Consider the following 24858-nt stretch of genomic DNA (forward strand, 5'->3'; position numbering starts at 1 on the left):
CTCTATACTGTTTTTTGCAACTCTAGTATATCAGATGAACATGTCTTTTGTGTTGCACTTCATTTTACAACAGGGCTCTTTCTATTTTATTGAAATTTTCTTTAATATACAAGGATCTTGTTTTCTATTTAAAATTATTTGAAGCTACATACCGTTAACAATAGGCTTAGCAGTGGATATTGTTTATCAAGCATTCTCAACTTCCTATTAACTTCAATTTCATCCACAAGACTTTCTATGAAAATAATAAAAATACATGCATGAAGAAAGGTATAGCTCATAAAATAAGATAGACAAGAGGTACTTCCTTTTATAAAGCCCAAAAAACCGTAAGAATTTCTTCTTACGGTTTTTCTAGTAAACTCATATAATCAAAATGCTCAAGTTTACTTTATCAGAGTAATGTTTTACTCTTCTTCCTCGCGTTTTTTAGCGATGAGAAGTCCACCTGTCGCTGCTGCAAGAAGCGCTAGAGCAAGTGAAGCACTAGATTGTTTTGTACCAGTGTTCGGCAACTCTTTCGCTCCTGCTTTCTTAGCTGTTGGGTTAGCAGAAGACTCTTTAGTTGCTTCCTTAAAAGTATTCTCACTTGCAATTACTGCTACTGAACCATTTACAAAGGTTACAACAACTGATCCGTCATTGTTAACCTTGATATCTTTCGCAGTTGGGTTAGCTTTCTTAACTTCATCCGCTACCTTAGCTTTTTCTGCATTAGTCAAGTTGCTTGAATCTGTAACTGGAGTTACGGCTGGATTCTTAACTCCATCTGATTCCTTAACCTTATCAGCTGATTTCTTAACTGTCTTATCTGCTGGAATAACGGCTGTGGTGTCATCTTTAAAGGTTACAACTACTGATCCATCTTTGTTTACATTGATGTCTTTCGCAGTTGGGTTAGCTTTCTTAACTTCATCCGCTACCTTAGCTTTTTCTGCATCAGTCAAGTTGCTTGGATCTGTAACTGGAGTTACGGCTGGATCCGTTACTTTGTTATTATCCGCATCTGTGCTTGGAGTTTTAACAGTAACTTTAATTGGAACTTCATCCTTAGATCCGTCTGGGTAGGTTACAACGACTGTTGCGTCTTTTTCACCATCAGTTGCTGTATCTACTGGTGTCTTGAATTCGTATGTTGTACCAATTGGTAGATCTGAAACATTACCAATTGAGTCTTGTGCATTTGGTGTTGAACCTGCTGTTACTGTTTGTGCCTTAGCAGTTGGATCATTCTTATCCGCATCGCTACGTGAGTTTTGTACTTCAAATGTAATCGTGACTTCTTGTGGGTCTTGTTTGTAGTATTCTGGATAAGTAACCACTACAGTTTTAGTATATGTACCTGGAGTTGTCGCTGTAGGAGCCTCACCATCTTTCCATGCAAATGTTGTTGCACCACGGTAGTTATTTGGAAATGCTGGTGTGCCAGTTTGATTTGTAACGTATGTCGAAGGATCTGCGTTAAAGCTTCCACCAACTTTTGCAGTGTACTTTTCTTTTACTGCTACTGCTTGGAATTTTGAACTTACATCATCAATAAAGTTATCTGTGAAACCAGTCATGATATTTGTTCTACCACCAACAACCCCTGTTCCTTGTATACCTGCAACATAGTCAAGTGGCATAGATTTATCTAGGATTGGTGTGTCAAATGTAATCGTCCACATAACGTTACGAATTGCATTATTATCCGCTGTCATCGTATACAAAGCCTGTGAACGTTCTGCTGTTTGAGCCGCTACCGCTGCTTCATTTCCTCGAATTGCTGGATTTTTTGTATCTTTGTAAAGTTGAGTCAAACGCTTCGTCGTTTCAGCGCCAGTATAGGTATTCATTCTACCATTTTGACCCATTAAGTATACTCCGTCATTATTCTTCCAGTAATTACGGCTATTGACTACTTTTCCATTCTTATCCGTCTGTACAACGCTCCAATTGGTCGGTTCACCTACAGAATCTTTCGGAATTGTGAAGTAGACATAACCACTGGCTGAGTTTCCTTTACGGCCTGGGTTATCAAGAATTATCCAGTGGATAACATTTTTAGCCTTGTCTACTTCGTAGTTAATTTTAACATAACCTTCGACATCTTCTTTGTTTGTATAGTCAAGGTTTTGTGCACCATCTGACGCACGTGTTTCAGTTGATGCTGTAGCACGCGCTGCACGATTAGTACATGGTTTAGCTACTAAAGAGCCATCTTTGATAGTTTGAACTGCTGTCAAGTTTGCACTTGAACCATCTGCAAAAGTAACAACTACTGATCCGTCTGCTTGGACTTGAACAACAGTCGCTGTAGGGTTTGCTGCCTTAACAGCTGCTACTACTTTTGCTTTTTCTTCATCAGCAAGTGCTGACGGATCATAAACTACAGTCACTTCTGGTGCTTGGATGCTGTCTGCTTCCTTAGCTTTTTCAACTTTATCAGTTGCTGCTACTGCTTCTTCCTTAGAATTTTCAGTAGTTGCAGCTGGTTTTTCAGCTTTTTCAGCCACTACTGTAGCTACAGCAGCTGGTGTTAATGGTGCTACTTCTACAGCTGGTGCTGCATAAGTTACATTCTCTTCATCTACAACTGGCTTAGTCCCCTCTGTTGTAGAGTTATTTTCTGGATTAGCTTCTACTGTATCTGCTTTGACTGGTGGAGCCACCAAAGCTGCCCCAACCGCAAAGACAAGCGAGCAACCGAAAAGGAAATGTTTTCCTTTTTTAATCATACGCCAATTCTTTTGTTCTGCATTTTTACGATTAAAATACATGAATCTTGTCCCCTATCAATTTTAAAATATAGTGTGTCTTTAACACACAAATTACATTATAAAATAAAATATAGCATTATTTTAGTCAACAATTTCAAACTTTATCATTAAAAATTTTTTTCAATACAAAAAAATTCCAAAATGTTATTTTTTATTCTAAAATACAATATAATAAATTCAGACAGATTCTTTGTTTTTTTTAATTTACTTGTGATATAATAACATTTATCTTCAAAAAAATATGATTTTTATTTATTATAATCAAATATATTACAGGAGGAATCATTCATGAGAGCCCTATTGACTCAAAAAGAACAAAGGCAATTAAAAATTTTAGAATATTTATTTGAAAATCCAGACTGGATCCACCTAGATCCTCTGGCGGAAGCCCTAGATATCAACACCCGTATTATCAAAAGTGATATCAAGGAGATGCGCGAAGTTTTGTCTTGCTTTGAAATTCAATCTTCAACTGCAGGTATCAGACTCGCCAATAATAAAAATCTGGGCATTGAACGAATTTACCGCCATATTTTACAAGATTCATCTAACTTCCAAGTTTTGAGAGCATTCTTTTTATTAGAAGAACCATTTACCTATGAACATCTAGCTCAAACCCTCGATGTCTCACTTCCTGCCCTTCGCAAAAAAGTCGCTGAGATCAATCATACCTTACAAAATAAATACCGCTTCAAACTTAAGGTCACTCCAATCTCTATCATTGGAGATGAAAAAGACATCCGCTTCTTCTTTGCTCAATATTTCCATGAAGCCTATGGTTACTTCAAATGGCCATTTACTGATTCTAAGAAAGACATTGAAGAGTTTGTTGCTTTCTTTCTTAAAGCGACAGGATTTCCTGCCAATTATGCCAACTTATTGCAGCTAGAAACACAAATAGCTGTTAATTTGCACCGATTTAAAATTGGTACCACTATCCAAACAACGAGTAATTCTACAAATGATCTCCCTATATATAATCAACTGCCAGAATACCAAGATCAACTTGAACCTCTAGCTAAGCGCCTAAATATCGAAGTTAACCGTCATACCTTAGAACAAATCTTTGATTCTTACACCCAAAAAGGAATCTTCTTTACTGTTGAAGAATTTCTAGCTGCCCGTTCAGAGAATGAGCAAGTTAACCACTCTTATCACGCAGCTCGCGATGTCCTGGATAACTTAACACGAGAGTTTGGTGTTCACTTTTCAAATACAGATGAGTTAGTGTGGCACTTGCACAATACTGCTCTTCTTGAACGCCAAGAAATCAACTCAGAATCTATCATTTCTCATAACAAATCCTATTCACTTTATAAAATCAAGCGATTCTTCCCTCATTTTTACGAAGCAGCTGTTTTCGAAATGATGCGTTATAAGTCTAGCTTGGGACAAAAAGAACATGCACATGCCGTTGTTCATCTCGTTTATACACTTTTGACCCACGCTTCAGGTTTGACGGAACAACTGTTAGAAGTTCAGAATAAGGTTCGTGTTCTTGTTTTGAGTGAGTTTGACTTTGCTCACCCTCACGCTCTCATCTCCCTCTATAAATACTACACTTCTAAAAATATCCAGTTTGAGACTTGGGACAAGGCTACACTAAATGTTGACGAGATTATGGAGGCTGGATACGATGCCATTCTGACCAACTTTGATATCGAAGGCTTAAAACATCCAAAACTGATCAATATTGGACGCATGGCACAGCTTCAGGTTATCAACGAATTGAACACCATTTCGATTGGTGATCTTTAAAGAAAACTTCTTTATGAAAGACCAATCATTCATAGTTTTATTTTCATAACGAAAAAGCTAGAATTCTGAATATCAGAAAACTAGCTTTTTTTATTTTTTATCCTACCATAGAATTCCCTTATAAGAAAATAGCAGGGCTAAGAATAACAATCCGTAGAAGAACATAAAGAGCCACTTTAATTTTACACACAGGGCTACAAATTCACGGATAAAGGCTGATGGGATGTAATAACCAGCTGTTCGACATCCCAAGCCATCTCCTTTCATGCCTAACTTGCGAGCATAGGTACTGGTTCTAAAAACATGATAATCATTTGTTACAAAGAGAAATTGAGGATTGGTTACCAGTTTCTCACCAAGTTCCTTGGAAAAGAGAAGATTCTCGTAAGTAGTCCTTGATTGGTCCTCCAGAATAATCGCATCTTTGGGGACATCTGTCTCCGTAAGCAGATAATTTGTCATAGCCTGAGCTTCAGATATCTTTTCGTCCTCTCCTTGTCCACCACTGGCTATGATTTTGATATGAGGATTCTTAGACTTATGGTAAGCTTCCACCGCCTTATCAATTCTCCTCTTTAGCAAAGGTGTTACCTTTTCCCCACCTAGTAAACCTGCACCATGAATAATAATAAAATCATAATGCTTCTTCTTAGGAATAAAGAGATACAAGATAGGGTACAACATAAAACCTGCAAAGGCAAAACCAAAAATAAAGTAAGAATAAGTGATAAATACAAATAGAATATTGATCAGATGGTTATTGGAAAATAAATCGCCTCTATCTCCCAATCGAAATGACACCAAGGCAAAAAATGCCAAAATGACTATTCCAAAGAGCGCTGAGAGATAATTGGCCTTTGACCGTCCCTCTCGCTTCAGCAAGATAACACCATTATAGATCAAAAAGATACCACCCCAAAAAACCAGCAAGGGGAGTAAAATAAAGGCAAATCCATAGAAAGCAAGCTGAACCTTCTCATAACTATTTTTATAAAAAAGTAGGATAGATAAATATAACTTGAAATGAGAAATAATAAAAATAATACTGAATTCCACAAACTTCTATTATCCTTCCAAAATGATAGTATAAAGGCTAATATAATTCCTATAACGAGATACATTTCTCCCTTCTTTAATGACTACATTTTATCATAATTATCCACATAGAAAAAGAGGATCTGAGGTCCTCTTATCCTTCTATCCTACTCCCTGCATCCGCCACTACTTGGGCCAGACTAGTTTGACTTAATTCTTGTTCCATGGCTTCTTGAATTTTATCTAACTTTTCATCCAAAATCCCATGGATATTGGCTCCAACTGGACAGGCTGGATTTGGTTTGTCATGAAAACTAAAGAGTTGCCCTGTCTTTCCTAGGGATTCAACTGCTTGGTAAACATCTAATAGGCTAATGTCCTCTAGATCTTTGATAATCTCTGCTCCACCAGTTCCACGCGCAACGGAAATCAAGTCTGCCTTTTTCAGTTGGGACAAGGTTTTACGGATAATAACTGGATTGACTCCAACACTACTCGCCAGAAAATCACTAGTCACCTTACTTTCTTTCCCTTTTAGGGCAATAATGATTAACATATGAGTCGCAATGGTAAATCGACTTGAAATTTGCATAAGCTTCTCCTTTTTCTATTAGACTAGTTCGTTTCTTTCTTATCTTTATTATATCTCTTCAAGTTGTAATGTCAAGAGTTACCACTAAGCCAGTCATCCAGTTCTGCATCATGCCCTTGACTTTGGGCAATTTCATGAAGTAATTCTTGGTTATGGGTATGGTGAATCCCATTAACCAAACTTTCATAATAAATTTGGTAGTAGGGTAAATTTAAGTCTTTGGCTAGCTGTAATTCTGCTTCAATATCATAAGCAACCCGACGAAAATCAACATCTTTTAAGCCTTTTTCGTCAAATTCTAATATCATGTATTGGGCACGCAAATCCTTGCGTAAATTTTCAGATAAAAAGAAGGGTTGACCAATCGAACCTGGGTTCAGGATAAGCTGACCACCACTACCATAGCGAAGAAACTGCTGATGGATATGACCATAAATGGCAATATCGCAATCTGGATTGGTGACAAGACGGTCAAAATCCTCTTGCTTTCCAAGATGAATCAGCTCTCTCCCCCAATTTTTATCAGGCAAGTGGTGGCTAATCCCTAACTTCAAATCTCCAAACTGACGGTGCACTTGCAAGGGATAGTTCTGCAGCGCCTCAATCTCCTCAATGCTGACTTCTTCCATAATATACTGGCACTGGCGCAAGAGATAACGATGACTCGGTCTGCTTTCATCCAACTTTCGATGACAGGCCCGCCACAAGCTCTCCTCCCAATTTCCCAGAACTCTAAGAGTGATGGGTAAAGTATCCAATGTCTGGAGAATATTTTTTCGTCCTGTTCCAGGCATGAGGATATCTCCCAAGAGCCAATACTCATCAACCTCTGCCTTCTGTACATCTGCCAGAACAGCCTCTAAAGCTGTCGTATTGCCATGTATATCTGATAATACTGCAATTTTTGTCATATCTCTTCCTCTTAGCTTTTCTATTTTTATTATAACAGACTCCAAGTCAAAGTCAAAAAGCATCAATCTTCTTCCTATCGTTTTTTACTTTACTTTTTTAGTGAAAAGGATTACAATGAAGGTAATAAGAATGAGGAGGTTTTTGCTATGACACAACGTTATGAAAACATCATGGTAGCGGTTGACGGTTCTAAGGAAGCTGACTTGGCTTTCATCAAAGGGGTTCATTCAGCACTGCGTAACCAAGCAAAACTAACTATTGCCCATGTCATTGACACACGTGCTCTTCAAAGCATCTCAACATTTGATGCCGAAGTTTACGAAGAATTGCAAGTAGAGGCCAACGATTTGATGGCTGAATATGAAAAGCGTGCAAAAGATGCTGGTCTCACAGATATTAAAGTAGTTATTGAGATGGGTAATCCTAAAACTCTTTTAGCTAAAACAATTCCAGACAATGAAAAGGTTGACTTGATTTTGGTTGGAGCAACAGGACTCAATGCCTTTGAGCGTCTACTAGTTGGTTCTTCATCAGAATACATCCTACGCCATACCAGCGTTGACCTTCTCGTCGTTAGAGATAAGGATAAAACTTTGTAATAAAAAAGAAATGAGAGTGGGACAGAAATCGGTAATTCGTTAGAATTCGATTTCGTCGTCCCACCTCCGCACAGTTGAGTAGGGCTGTAAAAGCTGATAAAATCAGCGTAGTAGAGCCCACTCAACCACTGCGTCTTGCTCGATAATCCAAAGACAATTGAGAGGCTAGGACCTTTGTCCCAGCCTCATTTTTTCATAAATTGTTGATGCAGTAGTTGGTGCTAGGAAATCAAGACTTCATACTCTTCGAAAATCTCTTCAAACCACGTCAGCTTCCATCTGCAACCTCAAAATAGTATTTTGAGCTGACTTCGGCAGTTCTATCCACAACCTCAAAACGGTGTTTTGAGCAACCTGCGGCTAGCTTCCTAGTTTGCTCTTTGATTTTCATTGAGTATCAGTTACCTAACGCCTACTTTTTATCTTCTCTTTCCTTATGGCGCTCATAAGCCTTTAACTGGCGCTCAATTTCCTTTTTAATGGCTGGTTCTGGAGCATATCGCTCCTCCCAGTCATCTGGTTTTAGGATTTTGTGAGTAACTGGGTCAAAATGAGCTTTTCCATCAGAGAACATTTTACCCATATTGGCTTGATGGACAATGTCAAAAATCCGTTCTGGATCCACCCCCATCAAAACAAAACTACCGTAGGTGAAGTAAAGGGTATCAATCAAGGCATCTACTTGCCCTACCAAATCTTGCTTAGCAGGTGTTTTCTTGACTACTTTCTCTGCTGCTTGGTCAAGAGCTTGGTGTAACTGTCCTACTGCCCGTTCGAAGTCTTCTTCAGAAGAGCTAGCAGCTCGAACAAACTCGACCAGTTCTTCTATCTTAAATCCCGCTCTATGGGTGGCACCTTCGAAATCCCAAGCTTGTGGCTCTTCTTGAGTTCGTTCATCCATCATGTGGTGAAAGGTTTTGAACTTATTGAAATGATAGTCACGGCTGACAAAGACTTTCTCTGAAGCCAAAACACCAAAGTGTTCCAAGGCCTTGTGAATCCCATCTTGCTGGTTGCTGGTTGTGATATGCTTCGCCACTTCCTTGACACTGCTACTACCATTGCCCATAGCGACTGACATCCCAACTCCTGCCAGCATCTCTAGGTCATTGTCCGAGTCACCAAAGGCCATGACTTGATTGAGATCAAAACCATACTCTTTTCCGACACGGCGAATTCCTTCTAACTTGGAATTCCCTTGGTTAATAACATCGGCCGCAAAAGGGTTACTACGAGTCAATTTCAAGTCTTGAAAATCAGCTGCTGCTTTCTCAGATTCTTCCGGCGTCATTAGCATCAAAACTTGATAAATGGGCTGATTCATCAAGTGAAGCAAGTCTTCTTCCTTCTGAGGAACAACCTTACTCACCATTCGATTAAAGGAATGACTAACTGTACGAGTCAACATAGAGGGGACAAAACGACTCACCCTTTGAGAAAAAGAACCTAGGCCAAAAGACATGATTTTCGAACCCAGCATGGCATCCTTGGTCCCTAGAGCAATCTCCTTGCCCTCTTTTTTGGCATAGGTGATCAACTGCCGTAAATGAGACTTGGAAAGAGGACTTGTAAACAAGACTCTGTTTTTATTAAAGATATATTGGCCGTTATAGGTTACGGCAAAATCCAGATCTAAATCTTCCATTAAATCCTTAACAAAAAAAGGTCCTCGCCCTGTCGCTACTCCAACAAGCACCCCCTGGTCCTTCACAATCTTAATCGCGTCCTTAGTGGATTTCAAAACACTCTTGCGATCGTTGACCAGTGTTCCATCGATATCAAAAAAAACAGCTTTGACTTCCATCCTACCTCATTCTCCCCTTTTGTGATACAATGATTATACCACATTTCAGAAAGAGTGAGTAAATCATGCCTAAGAAAATCCTTGTTTTACATACGGGTGGTACTATTTCCATGCAAGCGGATGCCTCTGGCGCTGTTGTGACTAGTCAAGAAAACCCTATGAATCATGTATCCAATCCACTTGAGGGAGTTGAAGTCCATGCTCTCGATTTTTTTAATCTGCCAAGTCCTCATATTAAGCCAAAACATATGCTGGCCCTCTATCAAAAAATCAAAGAGGAGTCTGATAATTATGACGGTTTTGTGATTACACATGGGACAGATACCTTAGAGGAAACTGCCTATTTCCTCGATACCATGGAGGTTCCTCACAAACCGATCGTACTAACAGGGGCCATGCGTAGTTCCAACGAACTCGGGAGCGATGGTGTCTACAATTATCTCAGCGCCCTACGCGTAGCGAGCGACGATAAGGCTACTGACAAGGGGGTCTTGGTTGTAATGAATGACGAAATTCACGCTGCTAAGTATGTGACTAAGACACACACGACAAATGTTAGTACCTTTCAAACGCCGACCCACGGCCCTCTTGGACTCATCATGAAACACGAGATTCTCTACTTTAAAACAGCTGAACCCCGTGTTCGCTTCGACCTTGATAAGATCCATGGCTTGGTCCCTATTATCCCTGTCTATGCTGGTATGACAGAAGAACTCCTTGATTTGCTTCCCGTTGACCAACTGGATGGACTTATTATCCAGGCCTTTGGTGCTGGAAATGTCCCCAAGGAAACATCACAAAAATTGAACGCCCTTATCCAAGAAGGACTCCCAATCGCCTTGGTTTCTCGTTGTTTTAACGGGATTGCTGAACCTGTTTATGCCTATGAAGGCGGTGGCGTTTGTCTACAAAAGGCTGGTGTCTTCTTTGTCAAAGAGCTCAATGCTCAAAAGGCTCGTCTCAAACTCCTCATTGCTATCAATGCTGGCCTTACAGGAGAGGAATTACGAGCCTATATGGAAGGATAATACTCTTCGAAAATCAAATTCAAACTTCGTCAACATCGCCTTGCCGTACTCAAGTACAGCCTGCGGCTAGTTTCCTAGTTTGCTCTTTGATTTTCATTGAGTATAAAAAAGTCGGTGAGATAGAAATTACTAGACCACGTCTTGTTTTCTAGTCACCCCCGCAAGCCTTCTACCATCAACTTGATGCTTGAATCATTGACCAAAAAGTTTTTACTACTAAAAAGCGAGAGTGGGACAGAAATCGGTAATTCGTTAGAATTCGATTTCGTCGTCCCACCTCTGCACAGTTGAGTAGGGCTGTAAAAGCTGATGAAATCAGCGTAGTAGAGCCCACTCAACCACTGCGTCTTGCTCGACAATCCAAAGACAATTGAGAGGCTAGGACTTTTGTCCCAGCCTCTTCTTGTTAATCTTTACGAGTTGAATGACGTTCTACCAAACCATGTGGCAAAAGAACTTCACGCTCTTCCAACTCTTCCTTATGCATAATCTTCGTCAACATACGCATACTAATAGCACCAAGGTCATACAAAGGTTGAGCAATGGTGGTTAGGTTTGGACGAGTATAGCGCGCGATTTGCGAATCATCACTAGTGATAATTTCAAAGTCTTCCGGTACAGAAACACCCTTGTCAGCAAGTCCGTTCAAAACACCTGCTGCAAGTTCATCACCTGTTACAATCGCTGCTGTTGCTTTGGAAGAAATCAAACGTTCTGCTAAGGCATAACCATCGTCATAACGGTATTTTGATTCGAAAACAAGCCCTTCACTATAGTTGATTCCCGCTTCTTTCAAAGCATCTTTATATCCAGCCAAGCGAATTTTACCGTTGATGTCATCCACTAATGGTCCACTAATAAAAGCAATTTTTTTATTTCGTTTCAAGAGGTGGCGGACTGCATCAACAGTAGCATGTTTATAGTCAATATTGACACTTGGAAGTTGGTGCTCCACATCCACTGTCCCCGCGAGAACAACAGGAGTACGTGAGCGTGAAAACTCTGAGCGAATCTTCTCAGTCAAATGATAACCCATGAAGATAACGCCATCCACCTGTTTAGAAAAAAGAGTATTGACTACAGATACTTCCTTCTCATCATCTTCGTCACTATTGGCAAGGACGATGTTGTATTTGTACATTTCCGCGATATCGTCAATCCCTTTAGCAAGAGTAGAGAAATAAGTGTTTGTGATATCTGGAATGACGACTCCAACTGTTGTCGTTTTCTTGCTTGCTAGACCACGTGCTACTGCATTTGGACGATAATCGAGACGGTCGATGACCTCTAAAACCTTCTTGCGAGTGTTTTCCTTGACGTTCTTATTGCCATTAACAACACGACTAACCGTCGCCATTGACACTCCTGCTTCTCGGGCAACGTCATAAATTGTTACTGTATCATCTGTATTCATTCCGTTTCCTTTCTACTTTGAAAATTTTGTTTTCATGATTCCACTATTTTCATTCTACCACTTATTGTAAGCATTTTCAAGCATTTGATGAAGAATCTTTGAAAAAAGTTTCAAAAACATTCACAACTTTTTAAGAGCAGTTGACTTTTCTTGATTTTTCTAGCAGTTTGCAGTATGATAATAAGAAAATCAATCAGGAGAAATGGATGGCTTTTATAGATTCCCATAGACGGTGCGCCAGTTTCGGTGTTGTGACCAATCTACCCGATGATGTTATCGACTCTATCTGGTATATTATTGATCATTTTTTAAAACATGTTTTTGATCTAGAAGATGAATTGGAATTTCGGTTTTTGAATAATGAAGGCTCCATCACTTTTCGTTTTTCTAGTCAACATCTTCCAACAACGATTGACTTCGACTTCAACCATCCCTTTGACCCACTCTATCCACCTAAAGTTCTGGTGCTAGATATGGATGGGAAGGAAACCATTCTCCTACCAGAAGAAAATGACCTATTTTAAAAACTCTAGCTTCCCCTATCTACTTAGGAAACTAGAGTTTTCTTTTTGCTAATAAATAGAACGACTGACTACTATACCACTTGGTTTGGTATATTCTAAATCAAGATAATCCTGATAAGTTCCTGGAACGATAAATCCTTGGGGACTGAGAATGTCTGTTCCAGCTTTACCCACGATAGAATCAGCCAGTAAAACACAATTTGTACTGAGAACAAAATAGGTCTTAAACTTAGATGAGCTGAATTTATAAAGCATCGCATCTGCTTCCTGTTTCAGTTGGTAGGAGTAGGTATGCTTGACCTCGCCCTCTCTTCTTTTCATCAACTGCGAGCTTGGCTCCCAAGGTATTAACAAATCTTCTATTTCTGCTAAACGAGTTTGGATAGCAGCTTTCTGTTGGTCTGTCAAACTCAGACCATAAGCAAACAAGGTCTTCTGACTTTCCCTCTTACAAAGTTCAATGTATTTTTCCCGATTGGCCTTAAACAAAACACCATCTCCGACCATGCCGAATAAACGCTCCGAGTGAGGATCGTACGAGCCATAGGAAATAACCTTCCCTTGATAACAAATATCCACATGTCCCATAGCGAGGAAAAAAGAGGTTTCTGAAGTATGGACAAAAATTTCCAAATCAACCACCTGATCGTTTTTTCTTTCTGAATGCACTTCTCCTTCTTGGTTTTCATGATTTGACAGCCACTCATTCAGTTTACGCAAGGTGCTAATAGGGATCAGAGCTGTCACAAAGATTGGCAAAGTCATTCGCATTCGTCGCTTCAGCTTGGGATTGCTTTCTATCCTCTCAAAAAAGAAACCGTCCCGAAGACTGCTGGCTCCTAGCATGAGCAAGTAACATCCAAGCAAGAGCAATTCAAAATTCGCCGCATCGTGAAAAGGAGAAATGCTATAAAGACCAAATCCTATCATCCATACAGCATCGAAGAAATGATGGAGTCGAGGGTGAATGGCATTTTTTCGATAGAGAAACCAGGTAACAAGACTAATGCCACCCGTAAACAGCTGGTAGCTCGCAATGATAAAAACTAGGAGATAGAGGGTGAGGTCTTGCAAGATGATGGAGTCAAACACGAGAGCCGCAACCATCAGCTTAGCCAAGGTTACAAGGATGTTTTCCCTACGTTTTTTGTCCTGAAACCAGCGAGTCAATAAGTGCCAAACCGCTGACAAGGAAAAGTAGCCGATCAGCAACTGGTACCCCATCCGTGGAACAACTTGTCCAAAACGAATCAAGAGAATCCCTAAAGTAATAGCAAGCAGTCCCTCCCCAATACTCTTCCACTTGCTATAGGTCTCGGAAAGTTTAGGCATTTCCTTGCTCCAACTGGTTAAGCAAGTAACGAATTGGTTGCTTTAAGATCGGATGAATAAAATGCGGAGCTATTTCCACTAGCGGTTCAAGGACAAAGAGGCGCTCAGCGATATAAGGATGCGGCAAGATAAGCTCATCAGTGTAGATGACTTGGTCCTCGACAAAGAGCAAATCCAAATCAATCAAACGAGGTCCCCAATGAACTTCTCTGATCCGTCCCATTTCTGACTCAATGGCTAACAAGGTTTCTAGCAAGATTGGAGCTGGCAACCATGTTTCCACTTCAATGACCTGATTGGCAAAACTATCTTGCTCTACACCGCCCCATGGCTCAGTTGTAATCACACTGGACTCTTTGAGAATACGAATCCCACGAGCACTCATGTTAGCAATAGCTTGCTTGAGATTAGCCCTTTTATCGCCCATATTGCTCCCTAAAGCAATAAAAGCTCGCTGCTTACGGCGATGGATGGTTACTGAACAAGTATCTAGTGGTAGATGAACAGGCGCCCATGGTTTTTTAAGCTCTAGTTCAATCTCATGAACAATTGGATAAGTTTCAAAGGTCCGCTCCACTAGTTTGTAAGCTACTGTTTCAATCAAGTCCTCGGTGTTTTCCTGAAACCATGTTGTCCATTGTTGACACAGCTCTCCGTAGTGGATAGAAGACACCAAATCCAACTCTGTCGCAGCCTTGGTCATATCATAGGATAAGCTAGCTGAAATGACAAACTTTTGCCCCAGTTCTTTCTCACTAGGAAAGAGTCCATGAAAGGCAAAAATTTCTAGGTCTTTAATTCGCAGTTGATCCATAACTAGTCCTTTCTAGAAGAATCCGCTTCAAGCGGATTCTTTTTATACTCAATGAAAATCAAAGTGCAAACTAGGAAGCTAGCCGCAGGCTGCTCAAAACACTGTTTTGAGGTTGCAGATGGAAGCTGACGTGGTTTGAATTTGATTTTCGAAGAGTATTATAGTCCCATTAAACGATAAGCCTGATCTCGGAGGTCCTTATCCGTTTCAAATAGACCACGAGCCACTGTTGTCAAAGTAGCAGTGCCTGGTTTTCGAACGCCACGCATGCTCATACACATATGCTCTGCCTCAATGACAACAAAGGCTCCCTTGGCACCCAAAAACTCCATCAAGGCATCTGCCACTTCGATATTCAAACGCTCTTGAATCTGTGGCTTTTTAGAGTAGACTTCAACCGTACGGGCAAGCTTAGACAAACCTGCTACACGCCCATCTGGAATGTAGGCAATATGAGCCTTCCCATAAAATGGCAAGAAGTGATGCTCACACATGGTATGGAAAAAGATATCCTTTTCTACTACCATATTGTCATCAATAATCTCAAAGGATTTTGACAGGTGCTCTTCAGCAGTTTGCCCAAGACCTGAAAAAATCTCTTGGTACATACGAGCGACACGGGCTGGTGTTTCCTGCAAGCCTTCGCGATTTGCATCCTCACCAACTGCCTCGATGATCATTTTTACAGCTTCTTCAATCTTTTGTGTATCCATTCTCTAATTTTTCCTCTCCATTAGATAGGCTCTCACTTGGGCTAAAAAGTATAAAGACCCCGTGACAATCCTAACTGTTTTTTTCTCTTTATTTTCTGATAATTTTTGATCTAGAAATTCTCTCCAACTTTGATAGTTGAGATTTCTAGAATGGGCTGCTTTTTTTAGCACCTCTTCGTCGGTCGCCCGACTATCCTCAAAATGAGTTAGTGTAACCTTAGTATTGGGCAAGGTTTCTAGCAAGTCCAACATATCCTCTAAGGCCTTGGTTTTGATGCAAGTAAAGAGGATTTCCTTATGGTAGTCAGCAAAGCGTTTTTGCAATGTTTCTACCAAAGCCTTGATAGCATGGGAATTGTGGGCACCATCCAGAATCATCAAAGGTTCTCTAGAAACAACTTCCAAGCGTCCTGGCCAGCTTGTCTCCTCTAAAGCTTGAGCCACTAAGTCATTACTGGCTAATTCTTGACCAGTAGTTTGGCAATAAGTATCTAACAAGGCTAGTGCCATCCCAGCGTTTTCTATCTGGTGTAAACCAAGTAGACCTGTCTGAAAACGACCTTGTCTAACCGAACTTGAATAGTCAAAGACCTCTCCAGCGATAATACTTTCACAATGGCTGACCTGATAGTCATCTCCATAAGCAAGCCTTGGGGCTTGTTTCGCTTTCGCAATCTGGTCGATAACCGCCAATGCTTCTGGGACAATGTTCCCAGTCACTAGAGGAATTCCTAATTTGATAATCCCAGCTTTTTGTTCTGCAATGGCTTCCAGAGTATCTCCCAACAAAGCTACGTGGTCCAGTCCTATTGTCGTGATACCAGTTAGTATCGGTTGACAGACATTGGTACTATCCAAAAGACCACCCATACCAACTTCCATAATAGCCACATCGACTTGCTCTGAAGCAAAATAGTCATAGGCTAGGGCAGTGATAATCTCGAACTCTGTCGTTCCTTGTAAGGCCGGAGCATGCTCCCCTTCAAGTAGTGAGCGATATTCCGCCATTAAGTCTTCTAATCTCACTTCTGGGATGGATTCTCCATTAATGGCAATCTGATCCGTATAATGAACCAGATAGGGAGAACTAAAGACACCAACTCTTAGCCCCATCTTTTCCAACATATTCTTCAAAAAGGCTATAGTAGAGCCCTTGCCATTGGTTCCACCAATGTGGATAACCTTAAGCTTAAGATGGGGATTGCCTCGTAAAGCTAAAAGCTCTATCATTCTTTCCAAACCAAAGTGCGGTTGGTCTGTCCGGTAGTGGGCAATCCACTGATTCGTTTCGTTTTTATTCATCTTATTTATACTGTTTCAAGTTTAAATTTTCCGCATCATCTGCCAGACGGATGGCTGATGCAATTTCAACCGCCATCTTGTGGCTGGCTACATCGTGTACGCGCACCACTTCCACACCTTGTCTAGCGGCGATACTGGTCACATGAGATGAAGCCGTATCACGATTTCGGAAGCCTTCTTCAGTTTCTGGATTTACTTCAAAACCATTTTCTTCCAGAATATTGATGACAAAGCGCTTGCGAGAGACTCCTAAAAAGATAGGATAGCCCATCTCGTGTAATTTATCAAGGTCACGTAGAAGTAGTAGATTTTCCTTTTTGGTCAAGCCAAAGCCAATCCCTAGATCCAGCATGATCTTGTCTTTCGAAATTCCTGCTATTTCCGCTCTTACTAGAGCACGGTCAAAGAAAGCTGTCATCAGTTCTTCTACTGGTAGTTTTTCAAACTCATCTAAGTCTTCCTTTGTAAAAGGCTCTCCAAAGCCAAAATGAGGGAAGATAAGTGAACTAGGGTGCTGAGGGCGTGCCATGACTGGATTAAACATGATGACTACCTGAGCTCCAGCTTTAGCAACCACATCCGCCATCTCCTTATCACCCATGAGACCAGTAATGTCATTGACTATATGGGCACCAGCTTTTAGAGCTTCATCTGCAACCTGACTTTTCCATGTGTCGACCGAAATCAGAACATCACTCTCTTGACGGATAGCCTTAATGACTGGGATGACACGTTGGATTTCCTCTTCAATCTCAACATAGCTATAGCTACTTCCAGGTCGAGTGGATTCTCCACCAATATCTAGGATAGTGGCTCCTTCGTCTATCAATTTTCTAGCCTGTTTCAAGGCCTCCTCAACAGCAAAAAACTGGCCCCCATCAGAAAAAGAATCTGGGGTGACATTGATAATACCGCAAATAGCTGTTTTTGTATGATTGTCTCTTTTTTCCACGATTATCACTCAAATTTCATTTAGATTGGTATTCCTCTATTTTACTGTTTTTTTTGGATTCTGTCCAATTATCCCTCACTACTCTCAAACTTTAAAAGAGCGCAAAAAAGAGAGTGGGACAGAAATCGGTAATTCGTTAGAATTCGATTTCGTCGTCCCACCTCCGCACAGTTGAGTAGGGTTGTAAAAGTTGATGAAAGCAGCGTAGTAGAGACCACTCAACCACTGCGTCCTGCTCGACAATCCAAAGACAATTGAGAGGCTAGGACTTTTGTCCCAGCCTCCTTTTTTATATTCTTATTTTTCAGTCAAAGCTGCAAGTCCTGGAAGAACTTTACCTTCGAGAAGCTCCATTGAAGCTCCACCACCAGTAGAGATCCATGAGAACTTGTCTGCACGACCAAGGTTGATAGCTGCGGCAGCTGAGTCACCACCACCGATGATTGATTTAACGCCTGGTTGTTTCACGATAGCGTCCATCACACCGATTGTACCTGCTTGGAAGTCAGGGTTTTCAAATACACCCATAGGTCCGTTCCATACAACTGTTTTAGCACCAGTCAAAGCTTCGTCAAATTTAGCGATAGATTTTGGACCGATGTCAAGACCAAGGAAACCTGGGTCAACTGCTTCACCTTCAGTGTCTTTCACTTCAGTGTAGTCAGCAAATGCGTTTGCTTCTTTTGAGTCAACTGGCAAGATCAATTTGCCGTTTGCTTTTTCAAGAAGAGCTTTCGCAACATCCAATTTATCTTCTTCTACAAGTGAGTTACCGATTTCGATACCTTGTGCTTTGTAGAATGTGTAAGTCATACCACCACCGATAAGAACTTTATCAGCTTTTTCAAGCAAGTTTTCGATAACACCGATCTTATCTGAAACTTTTGAACCACCAAGGATAGCCACGAATGGACGTTCTGGAGCTTCAACAGCTTCTTGGATGTAAGCAATTTCGTTTTCAAGAAGGAATCCAGCAACTGCTTTTTCAACGTTTGCTGAGATACCAACGTTAGATGCGTGTGCACGGTGAGCAGTACCGAATGCATCGTTTACGAAGATACCATCTCCAAGTGATGCCCAGTATTTACCAAGTTCAGGATCGTTTTTAGATTCTTTCTTACCGTCAACATCTTCAAAACGAGTGTTTTCAACCAAAAGAACTTGTCCATCTTCAAGAGCGTTGATAGCTGCTTCCAATTCAGCACCACGAGTAACACCTGGAAGGAATGTAACTTCTTGACCCAATTTAGCAGCCAAGTCAGCAGCTACAGGAGCAAGTGATTTACCAGCTTTGTCTGCTTCTTCTTTTACACGTCCAAGGTGAGAGAAAAGAATCGCACGTCCACCTTGTTCAAGGATGTACTTGATAGTTGGAAGAGCTGCAGTGATACGGTTGTCGTTAGTAATCACGCCATCTTTTACAGGAACGTTGAAGTCAACACGAACGAGAACTTTTTTCCCTTTCAACTCAACGTCTTTAACAGTCAATTTTGCCATTTGGAAAGACTCCTTAATTTTTTTTACGTGTTAATTATATCACAAAATCAATAAAAGAGATAGCAAAACCTTAAACTTTTCCAGTTCTTTATTGCCCTTTATTTCTTATTATTTTATAATAAAAATAAGATAAGGAGCGCTAAATGATGAAAAACACTCTAACAGATAAGCAAAAAGAGGCAGATTCAGACCTCAATATCATTGCCATTTTGACAATTCTTTCGTTTATAGGATACATCCTTTTCCAAAAACAAATACTTGATTTCTCTCACCAAACAGAGTTTCCCGTCTGGATTCGTCTTCTTTTTCTCGCAACTCTCCAGTTTTGTGTTGCTGGATTGGGGACGAGCATAGTAATGATTCGAAGAAAAGAAAGCTGGAAACAATATGGTTTGCTAGCTAAACATCTCCTCCCAACCATTATTAAGACCGCTGCTATCTGTCTCCCCTTACTTCTTTTTCTCATCAGTAGAGGGCAGATTCATTCCTATCTCCCTTTTCAATCCATCCTCTTAACCAGAGAAGTTCTGGCAAGTTCTTTTCCGACAAATATCTTGGGGTTCCTCCTTATTGGACTTATCTGGGGATTCTGGGAAGGTTTTAATTATGTTGTCATTGCAAACAAAATTAACTGTCGCTTTCCATCACATCAGACTTGGCTTGATTACGGAGCCTTGACTTGTGCTCTTATCTGTCTGATGATTCATGGGATGATTAGCTTTCATCTCCATGCCATTTTAGAGGCTTTGTCTGTTTTTATCTTGATTTATGGTATGCTCGTCATTCAAAAGAGAACAGGCAACGCTTGGGGTTGTATTTTTATCTTCCTATTCATTTGGAACGCATTTTAACCCCCAAACAAGATTTTCACTTTTTAAACTCAAAAAAAGATTTGACTCTTAAAAGTCAAATCTTTTTTATTAATATGAAGTCAGTGTTAGATACACTCTCTATCTTAATCTTCTTTTTTCTTTTGAGCTAGCAAGCCAAAACCACTTAAAACTCCAGCTAGGCCAAGGGCAAGAAGATTTGCATCTACTTCTGTACCTGTACTTGGAAGTTGTTTTCCTTCAGGTTTTTCAACTTGTGCTTCTGTTTTTGCTGGTTCTTGCTTCGCTGCTTGGCTTGCTTGAACTGGCGAAACGGATGTTTCAGTCTTAGGTTCTGTTTTTCTAGTTTCCTTCTTAATATCTTGAGTCGCTGGAGCAGGTGTAACTGGTCTGTCACCTGGTACTTTAACTATTTTTGTACCGACTTCAACAATCTCAGTTACGGCTTCCTTGAGAACTTCCGTTCCCTTAAGACTACGATGTCCTTCAGAATCAATCTCTACAAGGTTTCTACGAAGGCCTGCAACTCCTACTTGAACCAAGCGTCGTTCTCCTAATGGGAGGCTAGGATTTACTCCTTCTTCATGTCCATATGCAAGAACTTCTTCTTCCACAACCAAGCTTGGTTTCTTAACTTCTAAGACTTTTGGACCGTCTAGCGGTTGAACACGGCTTTCTACCTTGGTACCAACTTCAGTAATCTCTGTCACTGCTTCCTTGACTACTTCTGTCTTAAGAAGAGTACGGTTACCTTTGGCATCTACTTCAATCAGACGACGAGTCTGACCTTCTACACCTGCCTGAACGATTCTACGTTCACCCACCAAGAGGTCTCCTGACGGACGTTCTTGGCGTTCGAAGGTTTGAGTTTCTGTTTCAATCACTAACTCAGGTAGCGCTTCAACTGTTGGCGCAGTTTCACCTTCTTCTAAGCTACCCACATGATGACTTTCTTCTGCAGAAGCTAGTTTCTTATTCAGCTTTTCTTTCATGTCCGCAAAGGCTTCTGGAGTTGGTGTTTGTGAAGATAATAAAGCTTCAGCTTGCGCAATCAACTCAGATTTAGGATCTTTTTCAAGGACAGATTCGAGCAAGCTCTCCAATTCTTCTCTAGCAGTTTGATAACGTTGATTGCCATCCAATTCAGTACCAGCTTGTTTCAAGTCATTCAAGGTCTGGTTGACTGCTTCTTGACTAGCATCATGATTTTCTAAGATGGCTTTCGCTGCATCAAGCTTCTCAACAAGAGCTGCTTGTTTTGCTGCATCAGCAAATGTATAAGCTAATGTTTCTTTGCGTCCTTGGGCAGATGTGATTTCTTGTTTCAGATATTCGTCGTTAATGGCTGCCTTAGGTGATACTAGAACATCAAAGTCGACAGTTTGTCCTTGATAGTGCAACTGAAGTTTTTGACGACCTGTTTTTTGAGAATCATAACCTGTAATTTCGACTCCTTGGTCTGTAAAGCTATGTTCAGTCTCCGTCTCATCATCATACAAGACCTTGAAACGTCCTTCTGATAAGTCTAGAGCATCACCTACCAAGTAGTCAATTTTCGGTTGCTTGCTAATATACAAGGCTGCGACTTCTTTTGGACCAGTTTCTTCACCAGTGACTTGAACCTTAAAGCTACCTGCAACTGGAAGACCAAGATAGGTTACTGTTAACTCTTGTTCGCCATGATGGTGAGCATCGTAGCCGTTGACTACAACACCAGCATGACTAAGGTTGATGACTTCATCTGCTTCTTCACCTTCGTATTTGACACGGAGAAGACCACCTTTAAGATTCAATTCCTCACCAACTTGATAAGTTGCCTTTTTAGGTGCTACTTCTAGACTGACAGCCTTAATCTTTCTTTCATCCTGAGGAATCGTTACAGCAAGAGTATTACTGATTTCTTTCCCTGGCAATTGTGTGCGGTAGTAAAGAAGGCTTGGACGTTTTTCAAGGCTCAATGGTTCTGTTGCCAAATCTCCTCCAACTACCGTATTTAAGGTAGCGATTGGAGTTTGTGAATCTGCCTTGTCATAGACTGTGATGGATGCCCCAGCAGGAACTTCTGAGAAGCCGAGCTGAACCTTATTGTCAGTTAGAACACGCGCTGCAACTTTAGCCATTGGAATATTTTGGCTCTCCGTATCAAGAGTTTCATACATCTTCCAGTTGTAGATACGAATGGCTTTCCATGGTGTTCCATTGTCAGATGTAATAACGTGCAAACGCCAGTCTTGCGCCGTAATTGGGCTATCAAGGGTAATGTCTGAAACATGAGCTCTATTGCCACGAACAGCCTTGGCTAGTTTCCATTCTCCAGCTTCATCCTTGTAGTAGAGGTCAAAGTCCTTAGTATTCATCAAACCATCGTTGACAGATTCTCCACCAGCACCGGCATGGTCCATGACCCATCTAACGACACGGCGTGGTTGTGTCAAACGGATATCAACGCTACCACTCAATTGAGCAGAAGACCATTTATCAGATAAGCTAGTGATAGTTCCATTCAACATACCTTCGATACCTTCGCCGCCTTCTGTGTCTGGGAAGGTACTTCCGATAACAGTCGCTCCTGGAACGATATTTTCTGCTAATGGTCTTGGAAGACTTGTGTCTTGGACAGTCATTCCCCACTCAAAGTTTGTAGTTGCTGCTTCAGAACGAAGACCATTCTTACCAACTGCGACAACCTTCAACTCTTGACTAGTTCCAGTCGCACTAGCTGAACGGCTAACTTTTGGTAGGTAGATAGTAGTGGCAGATGAGCCTGTCAATAGGCGCCAAGCATCGCCATCCTTCTCATAAACTTCATAGAAATCAGCATCTTTGTTACCTGTAAATTGAACAATAGCTTCCGCTTCTTGGGCATTTTTGAGAGATTTTTTGGCTACTTTAAGAACAGTTGGATCCTGAGGAGCCTCTTGATTATCTGTTACAGTCAACTCACCCAAGTTAAATTGATAACCCTTAAGGGCAGCAGCGTTTTCGAAAGTGAGCTTGATGCCGTAAATAGTCTGACCTGCCAAGGCACTCAAATCAAATTCATCTTTTGTCCAATCGTCAGATAGAGTCAGCTCTTTACGAGCATTCTCGCCACCATAAGTATAGTTTTTCTGAGTCGCAAACTCTACATAAACCTTGCTTCCCTTACCACCTTTATGGGCAACACGAAGTTTCGTTTTATCTGTTACTTCCAGTTTTGTAGAATAGAGACGAACATCTTGGTTGGTATTTTCAGCTAAATCACCCGCAAATTTGAGTGAATTCCCTCCATTGTAGGCATCTTCAAAGTCATAGTCAGCTTGAAGTTTAGCCCCTGATGAAGTTTGCCACCAGCGCCATGTAGGTAAGATACCTGATACAGAACGATAGTTCCATTCAGAATCCTTAGAGACTTTACCGTCTACAAACCATTTCTTCCCATGTCCTGTGTTAAAGGATGTTGTGAAGCTACGTCCTACTGCTGGTGTACGGTCAGCTACAAGGTTGGCAATCCCGTACCAGTCCTTATCATCTGGTTTTTGACCAGTTGGATCTCCTTGGTAGCCTGTGAAGAAGATATTTTCATTCTTGTGATAGTCTTCTCCTGTCTTCCCAAGACTCGTGATAGTATCTGGGGCAAAGAGACCTAGTGATAAGCGAAGTTTGCCATTTTCATCAAAGAGAGCATCCCATTTCACTTTTGTCTTGTAAGAACCTCCTTGTTGCAATTCCAAACCTGCAAAAACATCATACTGACTGCGACCTAGCCATTGTGCCATCGTTACAGAGTAATCATTTTTCTCTTTTGTCCAGTTAAAGTTGGCAAAGAAGTGATCAGCAGGAACCTTATCCCCCTCTTTTTCCATGAATTGGTAATTGTATTCACCCAAACCATCTGCATGATAACGACCATATTCATAGGTCATGGCATCGTACCAAGAATATTTCACTGGATGATTGACTTGAGCCGCATATTCCTTGGTATAGAGCATGAAGTCACGCATTTTCTTACCAAGAGGCGTTACGATATCTCCTGTTGTTTCTTGGTTGATAAAATATCCATCAAATCCATAGTATTTAGCCAAATCAACCAACTTACGAGCGATAGGGAAAGTACCGTCTTCGTCTTGTTGAAGGGCTGCAGCAAATTTTTCTTGGTCTGCAATACTGTTAGACCAGTTAAAGAACAAAGTTCCTAATACAGGAACACCATTACGGTGACCAGCATCAATCACGTCTGGAGTTGGAACCAGCCCTTCCCAGAAGACCATTGAATTCAAGTATTGCCAGTAGTCAAAAGCATAGGCCTTAAACTCTTCACCACCTACAGAAGCGTGGTCTTTAGCCTTAGAGTTAGTGTTAGCAAGGGCTTCAACCTTGGCATCCTTATTGGCTTTTTCGTTGACTACATGTCCACGATAGCGCTTGGCTAGTTCTACTGAAGATCGGTTAATAGCATCGTCTTCACGGGCACCTGGTTCCCATTTCAACAAATCTTCCCATGTGTCAAACTTAATTTCTTTTGGTCGAAGACTTTTTTCTTCTTTCTTAGGAACGTCAGCGACAGTAGCTTTTTCTTCTGGCTTATTTTCTGAAGTAGCAGGCGCTTCTTCCACCTTAGGTGTTTCAGCAGCTGGACTAGTTGCTTCCTTATCACCTGCATTCAACTGGTCCAAGGTTGGTTTTTCTTCTGAAACTGGTTGCTCACTTTCCTTGTCTTCCCTTGCTTCTAGCTCTTTCAATACTTCTGGTGCTGGTGTAGTTGCTTCTGCTGGAGTAGTGGTTGACGGTTGCTCTGAAGCTACTGCTGTAGTTGTTGTCCCATTTTCTGGAACGACAGACTCTTCAGCCAAAGCTGGACCTGCAAACAGAACTGAACCAATCATCAATGAGCAGGCACCCACTGACAATTTTCGAATACTATAGCGACAATGTTTTTCAAAAAATGGATTCTTCATCTTTTTCTCCTTTGACTTTCTCTTGAAAGTAAGCGCTTTATTTTTGAATTAAAAAA

The 24858-nt window shown here is 40.9% G+C and carries 17 protein-coding genes and 1 pseudogene; 5 read left to right on the top strand and 13 right to left on the bottom strand.

Annotated elements, in window-relative coordinates; genetic code table 11:
- Nucleotides 1-407 precede the first annotated feature (407 nt).
- A complete protein-coding gene (locus tag K1I67_RS00005) occupies nt 408-2759 on the bottom strand; it encodes a Rib/alpha-like domain-containing protein (RefSeq protein WP_223338267.1) in 2352 nt (783 codons plus the stop codon).
- A gap of 288 nt (nt 2760-3047) precedes the next feature.
- Between K1I67_RS00005 and K1I67_RS00010 the strand changes: the two genes are divergently transcribed.
- Complete coding sequence (locus K1I67_RS00010; protein ID WP_223338268.1) at nt 3048-4517, top strand: M protein trans-acting positive regulator PRD domain-containing protein; 1470 nt, start codon at nt 3048-3050, stop codon at nt 4515-4517.
- A 102-nt stretch (nt 4518-4619) separates the two neighbouring features.
- Here the strand turns inward: K1I67_RS00010 and K1I67_RS09955 are convergent.
- The 3 genes and pseudogenes from K1I67_RS09955 to K1I67_RS00030 all read right to left on the bottom strand — a co-directional run bounded on the left by K1I67_RS09955 (nt 4620) and on the right by K1I67_RS00030 (nt 7055).
- Nucleotides 4620-5638: pseudogene (locus K1I67_RS09955) on the bottom strand (YdcF family protein).
- Nucleotides 5639-5706: 68 nt separating this feature from the next.
- The gene (locus K1I67_RS00025; protein ID WP_223338269.1) at nt 5707-6144 is read right to left on the bottom strand and encodes an Rrf2 family transcriptional regulator; all 438 of its coding nucleotides are present in this window, start codon (nt 6142-6144) and stop codon (nt 5707-5709) included.
- A gap of 71 nt (nt 6145-6215) precedes the next feature.
- Nucleotides 6216-7055: a metallophosphoesterase family protein gene (locus K1I67_RS00030; protein WP_223338270.1), complete on the bottom strand. Its 840-nt coding sequence runs from the start codon at nt 7053-7055 to the stop codon at nt 6216-6218.
- Between the two features lie 147 nt (nt 7056-7202).
- Here K1I67_RS00030 and K1I67_RS00035 point away from each other — a divergent pair, with 147 nt between their 5' ends.
- Nucleotides 7203-7655: a universal stress protein gene (locus K1I67_RS00035; protein WP_223338271.1), complete on the top strand. Its 453-nt coding sequence runs from the start codon at nt 7203-7205 to the stop codon at nt 7653-7655.
- 412 nt (nt 7656-8067) lie between these two features.
- On the opposite strand, the gene K1I67_RS00040 is transcribed toward K1I67_RS00035, so the two are convergent.
- Nucleotides 8068-9459 (bottom strand): Cof-type HAD-IIB family hydrolase, encoded by a 1392-nt coding sequence (locus tag K1I67_RS00040; RefSeq protein ID WP_223338272.1) that lies wholly within the window; start codon nt 9457-9459, stop codon nt 8068-8070.
- Between the two features lie 65 nt (nt 9460-9524).
- Between K1I67_RS00040 and K1I67_RS00045 the strand changes: the two genes are divergently transcribed.
- The gene (locus K1I67_RS00045) at nt 9525-10487 is read left to right on the top strand and encodes an asparaginase (protein ID WP_223338273.1); all 963 of its coding nucleotides are present in this window, start codon (nt 9525-9527) and stop codon (nt 10485-10487) included.
- A 406-nt stretch (nt 10488-10893) separates the two neighbouring features.
- On the opposite strand, the gene ccpA is transcribed toward K1I67_RS00045, so the two are convergent.
- Nucleotides 10894-11901, bottom strand: a complete 1008-nt coding sequence (gene ccpA / locus K1I67_RS00055; RefSeq protein WP_223338274.1) for a catabolite control protein A — start codon at nt 11899-11901, stop codon at nt 10894-10896.
- Between the two features lie 206 nt (nt 11902-12107).
- Between ccpA and K1I67_RS00060 the strand changes: the two genes are divergently transcribed.
- Nucleotides 12108-12425, top strand: a complete 318-nt coding sequence (locus tag K1I67_RS00060; RefSeq protein ID WP_223338275.1) for a DUF960 domain-containing protein — start codon at nt 12108-12110, stop codon at nt 12423-12425.
- A gap of 48 nt (nt 12426-12473) precedes the next feature.
- Here the strand turns inward: K1I67_RS00060 and K1I67_RS00065 are convergent, their stop codons facing one another.
- The 6 genes from K1I67_RS00065 to K1I67_RS00090 all read right to left on the bottom strand — a co-directional run bounded on the left by K1I67_RS00065 (nt 12474) and on the right by K1I67_RS00090 (nt 19035).
- Nucleotides 12474-13757 carry a DUF308 domain-containing protein gene (locus K1I67_RS00065; RefSeq protein WP_223338276.1) on the bottom strand — a complete coding sequence of 428 codons (1284 nt, stop codon included), beginning with the start codon at nt 13755-13757 and terminating at the stop codon, nt 12474-12476.
- On the bottom strand, nt 13750-14571 hold the full coding sequence (gene folK, locus K1I67_RS00070; RefSeq protein ID WP_223338277.1) for a 2-amino-4-hydroxy-6-hydroxymethyldihydropteridine diphosphokinase: 822 nt from the start codon (nt 14569-14571) through the stop codon (nt 13750-13752). The genes K1I67_RS00065 and folK overlap by 8 nt, the downstream gene beginning before the upstream one ends.
- Before the next feature lie 158 nt (nt 14572-14729).
- The gene (gene folE, locus K1I67_RS00075; RefSeq protein ID WP_223338278.1) at nt 14730-15284 is read right to left on the bottom strand and encodes a GTP cyclohydrolase I FolE; all 555 of its coding nucleotides are present in this window, start codon (nt 15282-15284) and stop codon (nt 14730-14732) included.
- Nucleotides 15285-15287: 3 nt separating this feature from the next.
- On the bottom strand, nt 15288-16586 hold the full coding sequence (locus K1I67_RS00080) for a bifunctional folylpolyglutamate synthase/dihydrofolate synthase (RefSeq protein ID WP_223338279.1): 1299 nt from the start codon (nt 16584-16586) through the stop codon (nt 15288-15290).
- Between the two features lies 1 nt (nt 16587).
- Nucleotides 16588-17538, bottom strand: a complete 951-nt coding sequence (folP, locus tag K1I67_RS00085) for a dihydropteroate synthase (protein WP_223338280.1) — start codon at nt 17536-17538, stop codon at nt 16588-16590.
- Nucleotides 17539-17835: 297 nt separating this feature from the next.
- Nucleotides 17836-19035, bottom strand: coding sequence for a phosphoglycerate kinase (locus K1I67_RS00090; protein WP_001096781.1), 1200 nt, complete (start codon nt 19033-19035; stop codon nt 17836-17838).
- A 143-nt stretch (nt 19036-19178) separates the two neighbouring features.
- Between K1I67_RS00090 and K1I67_RS00095 the strand changes: the two genes are divergently transcribed.
- The gene (locus K1I67_RS00095; RefSeq protein WP_223338281.1) at nt 19179-19886 is read left to right on the top strand and encodes a hypothetical protein; all 708 of its coding nucleotides are present in this window, start codon (nt 19179-19181) and stop codon (nt 19884-19886) included.
- Nucleotides 19887-19990: 104 nt separating this feature from the next.
- Here K1I67_RS00095 and K1I67_RS00100 read toward each other — a convergent pair whose 3' ends face one another.
- Nucleotides 19991-24802: an endo-beta-N-acetylglucosaminidase gene (locus K1I67_RS00100; RefSeq protein WP_223338282.1), complete on the bottom strand. Its 4812-nt coding sequence runs from the start codon at nt 24800-24802 to the stop codon at nt 19991-19993.
- Nucleotides 24803-24858: the final 56 nt, after the last annotated feature.

The sequence above is a fragment of the Streptococcus infantis genome (assembly GCF_019929575.1).
Classification (GTDB): Bacteria; Bacillota; Bacilli; order Lactobacillales; family Streptococcaceae; genus Streptococcus; species Streptococcus infantis_L.

What these genes read in the sequence shown, in the direction of transcription:
- K1I67_RS00030 (WP_223338270.1), bottom strand. Translation starts at nt 7,055, where the DNA reads ATGACAAAAATTGCAGTATTATCAGATATACATGGCAATACGACAGCT.
- K1I67_RS00060 (WP_223338275.1), top strand. Translation starts at nt 12,108, where the DNA reads ATGGCTTTTATAGATTCCCATAGACGGTGCGCCAGTTTCGGTGTTGTG.
- K1I67_RS00010 (WP_223338268.1), top strand. Translation starts at nt 3,048, where the DNA reads ATGAGAGCCCTATTGACTCAAAAAGAACAAAGGCAATTAAAAATTTTA.
- K1I67_RS00080 (WP_223338279.1), bottom strand. Translation starts at nt 16,586, where the DNA reads ATGAATAAAAACGAAACGAATCAGTGGATTGCCCACTACCGGACAGAC.
- K1I67_RS00035 (WP_223338271.1), top strand. Translation starts at nt 7,203, where the DNA reads ATGACACAACGTTATGAAAACATCATGGTAGCGGTTGACGGTTCTAAG.
- K1I67_RS00005 (WP_223338267.1), bottom strand. Translation starts at nt 2,759, where the DNA reads ATGTATTTTAATCGTAAAAATGCAGAACAAAAGAATTGGCGTATGATT.
- K1I67_RS00025 (WP_223338269.1), bottom strand. Translation starts at nt 6,144, where the DNA reads ATGCAAATTTCAAGTCGATTTACCATTGCGACTCATATGTTAATCATT.
- folK (WP_223338277.1), bottom strand. Translation starts at nt 14,571, where the DNA reads ATGGATCAACTGCGAATTAAAGACCTAGAAATTTTTGCCTTTCATGGA.
- K1I67_RS00100 (WP_223338282.1), bottom strand. Translation starts at nt 24,802, where the DNA reads ATGAAGAATCCATTTTTTGAAAAACATTGTCGCTATAGTATTCGAAAA.
- folE (WP_223338278.1), bottom strand. Translation starts at nt 15,284, where the DNA reads ATGGATACACAAAAGATTGAAGAAGCTGTAAAAATGATCATCGAGGCA.
- ccpA (WP_223338274.1), bottom strand. Translation starts at nt 11,901, where the DNA reads ATGAATACAGATGATACAGTAACAATTTATGACGTTGCCCGAGAAGCA.
- K1I67_RS00040 (WP_223338272.1), bottom strand. Translation starts at nt 9,459, where the DNA reads ATGGAAGTCAAAGCTGTTTTTTTTGATATCGATGGAACACTGGTCAAC.
- K1I67_RS00090 (WP_001096781.1), bottom strand. Translation starts at nt 19,035, where the DNA reads ATGGCAAAATTGACTGTTAAAGACGTTGAGTTGAAAGGGAAAAAAGTT.
- K1I67_RS00045 (WP_223338273.1), top strand. Translation starts at nt 9,525, where the DNA reads ATGCCTAAGAAAATCCTTGTTTTACATACGGGTGGTACTATTTCCATG.
- K1I67_RS00065 (WP_223338276.1), bottom strand. Translation starts at nt 13,757, where the DNA reads ATGCCTAAACTTTCCGAGACCTATAGCAAGTGGAAGAGTATTGGGGAG.
- K1I67_RS00095 (WP_223338281.1), top strand. Translation starts at nt 19,179, where the DNA reads ATGATGAAAAACACTCTAACAGATAAGCAAAAAGAGGCAGATTCAGAC.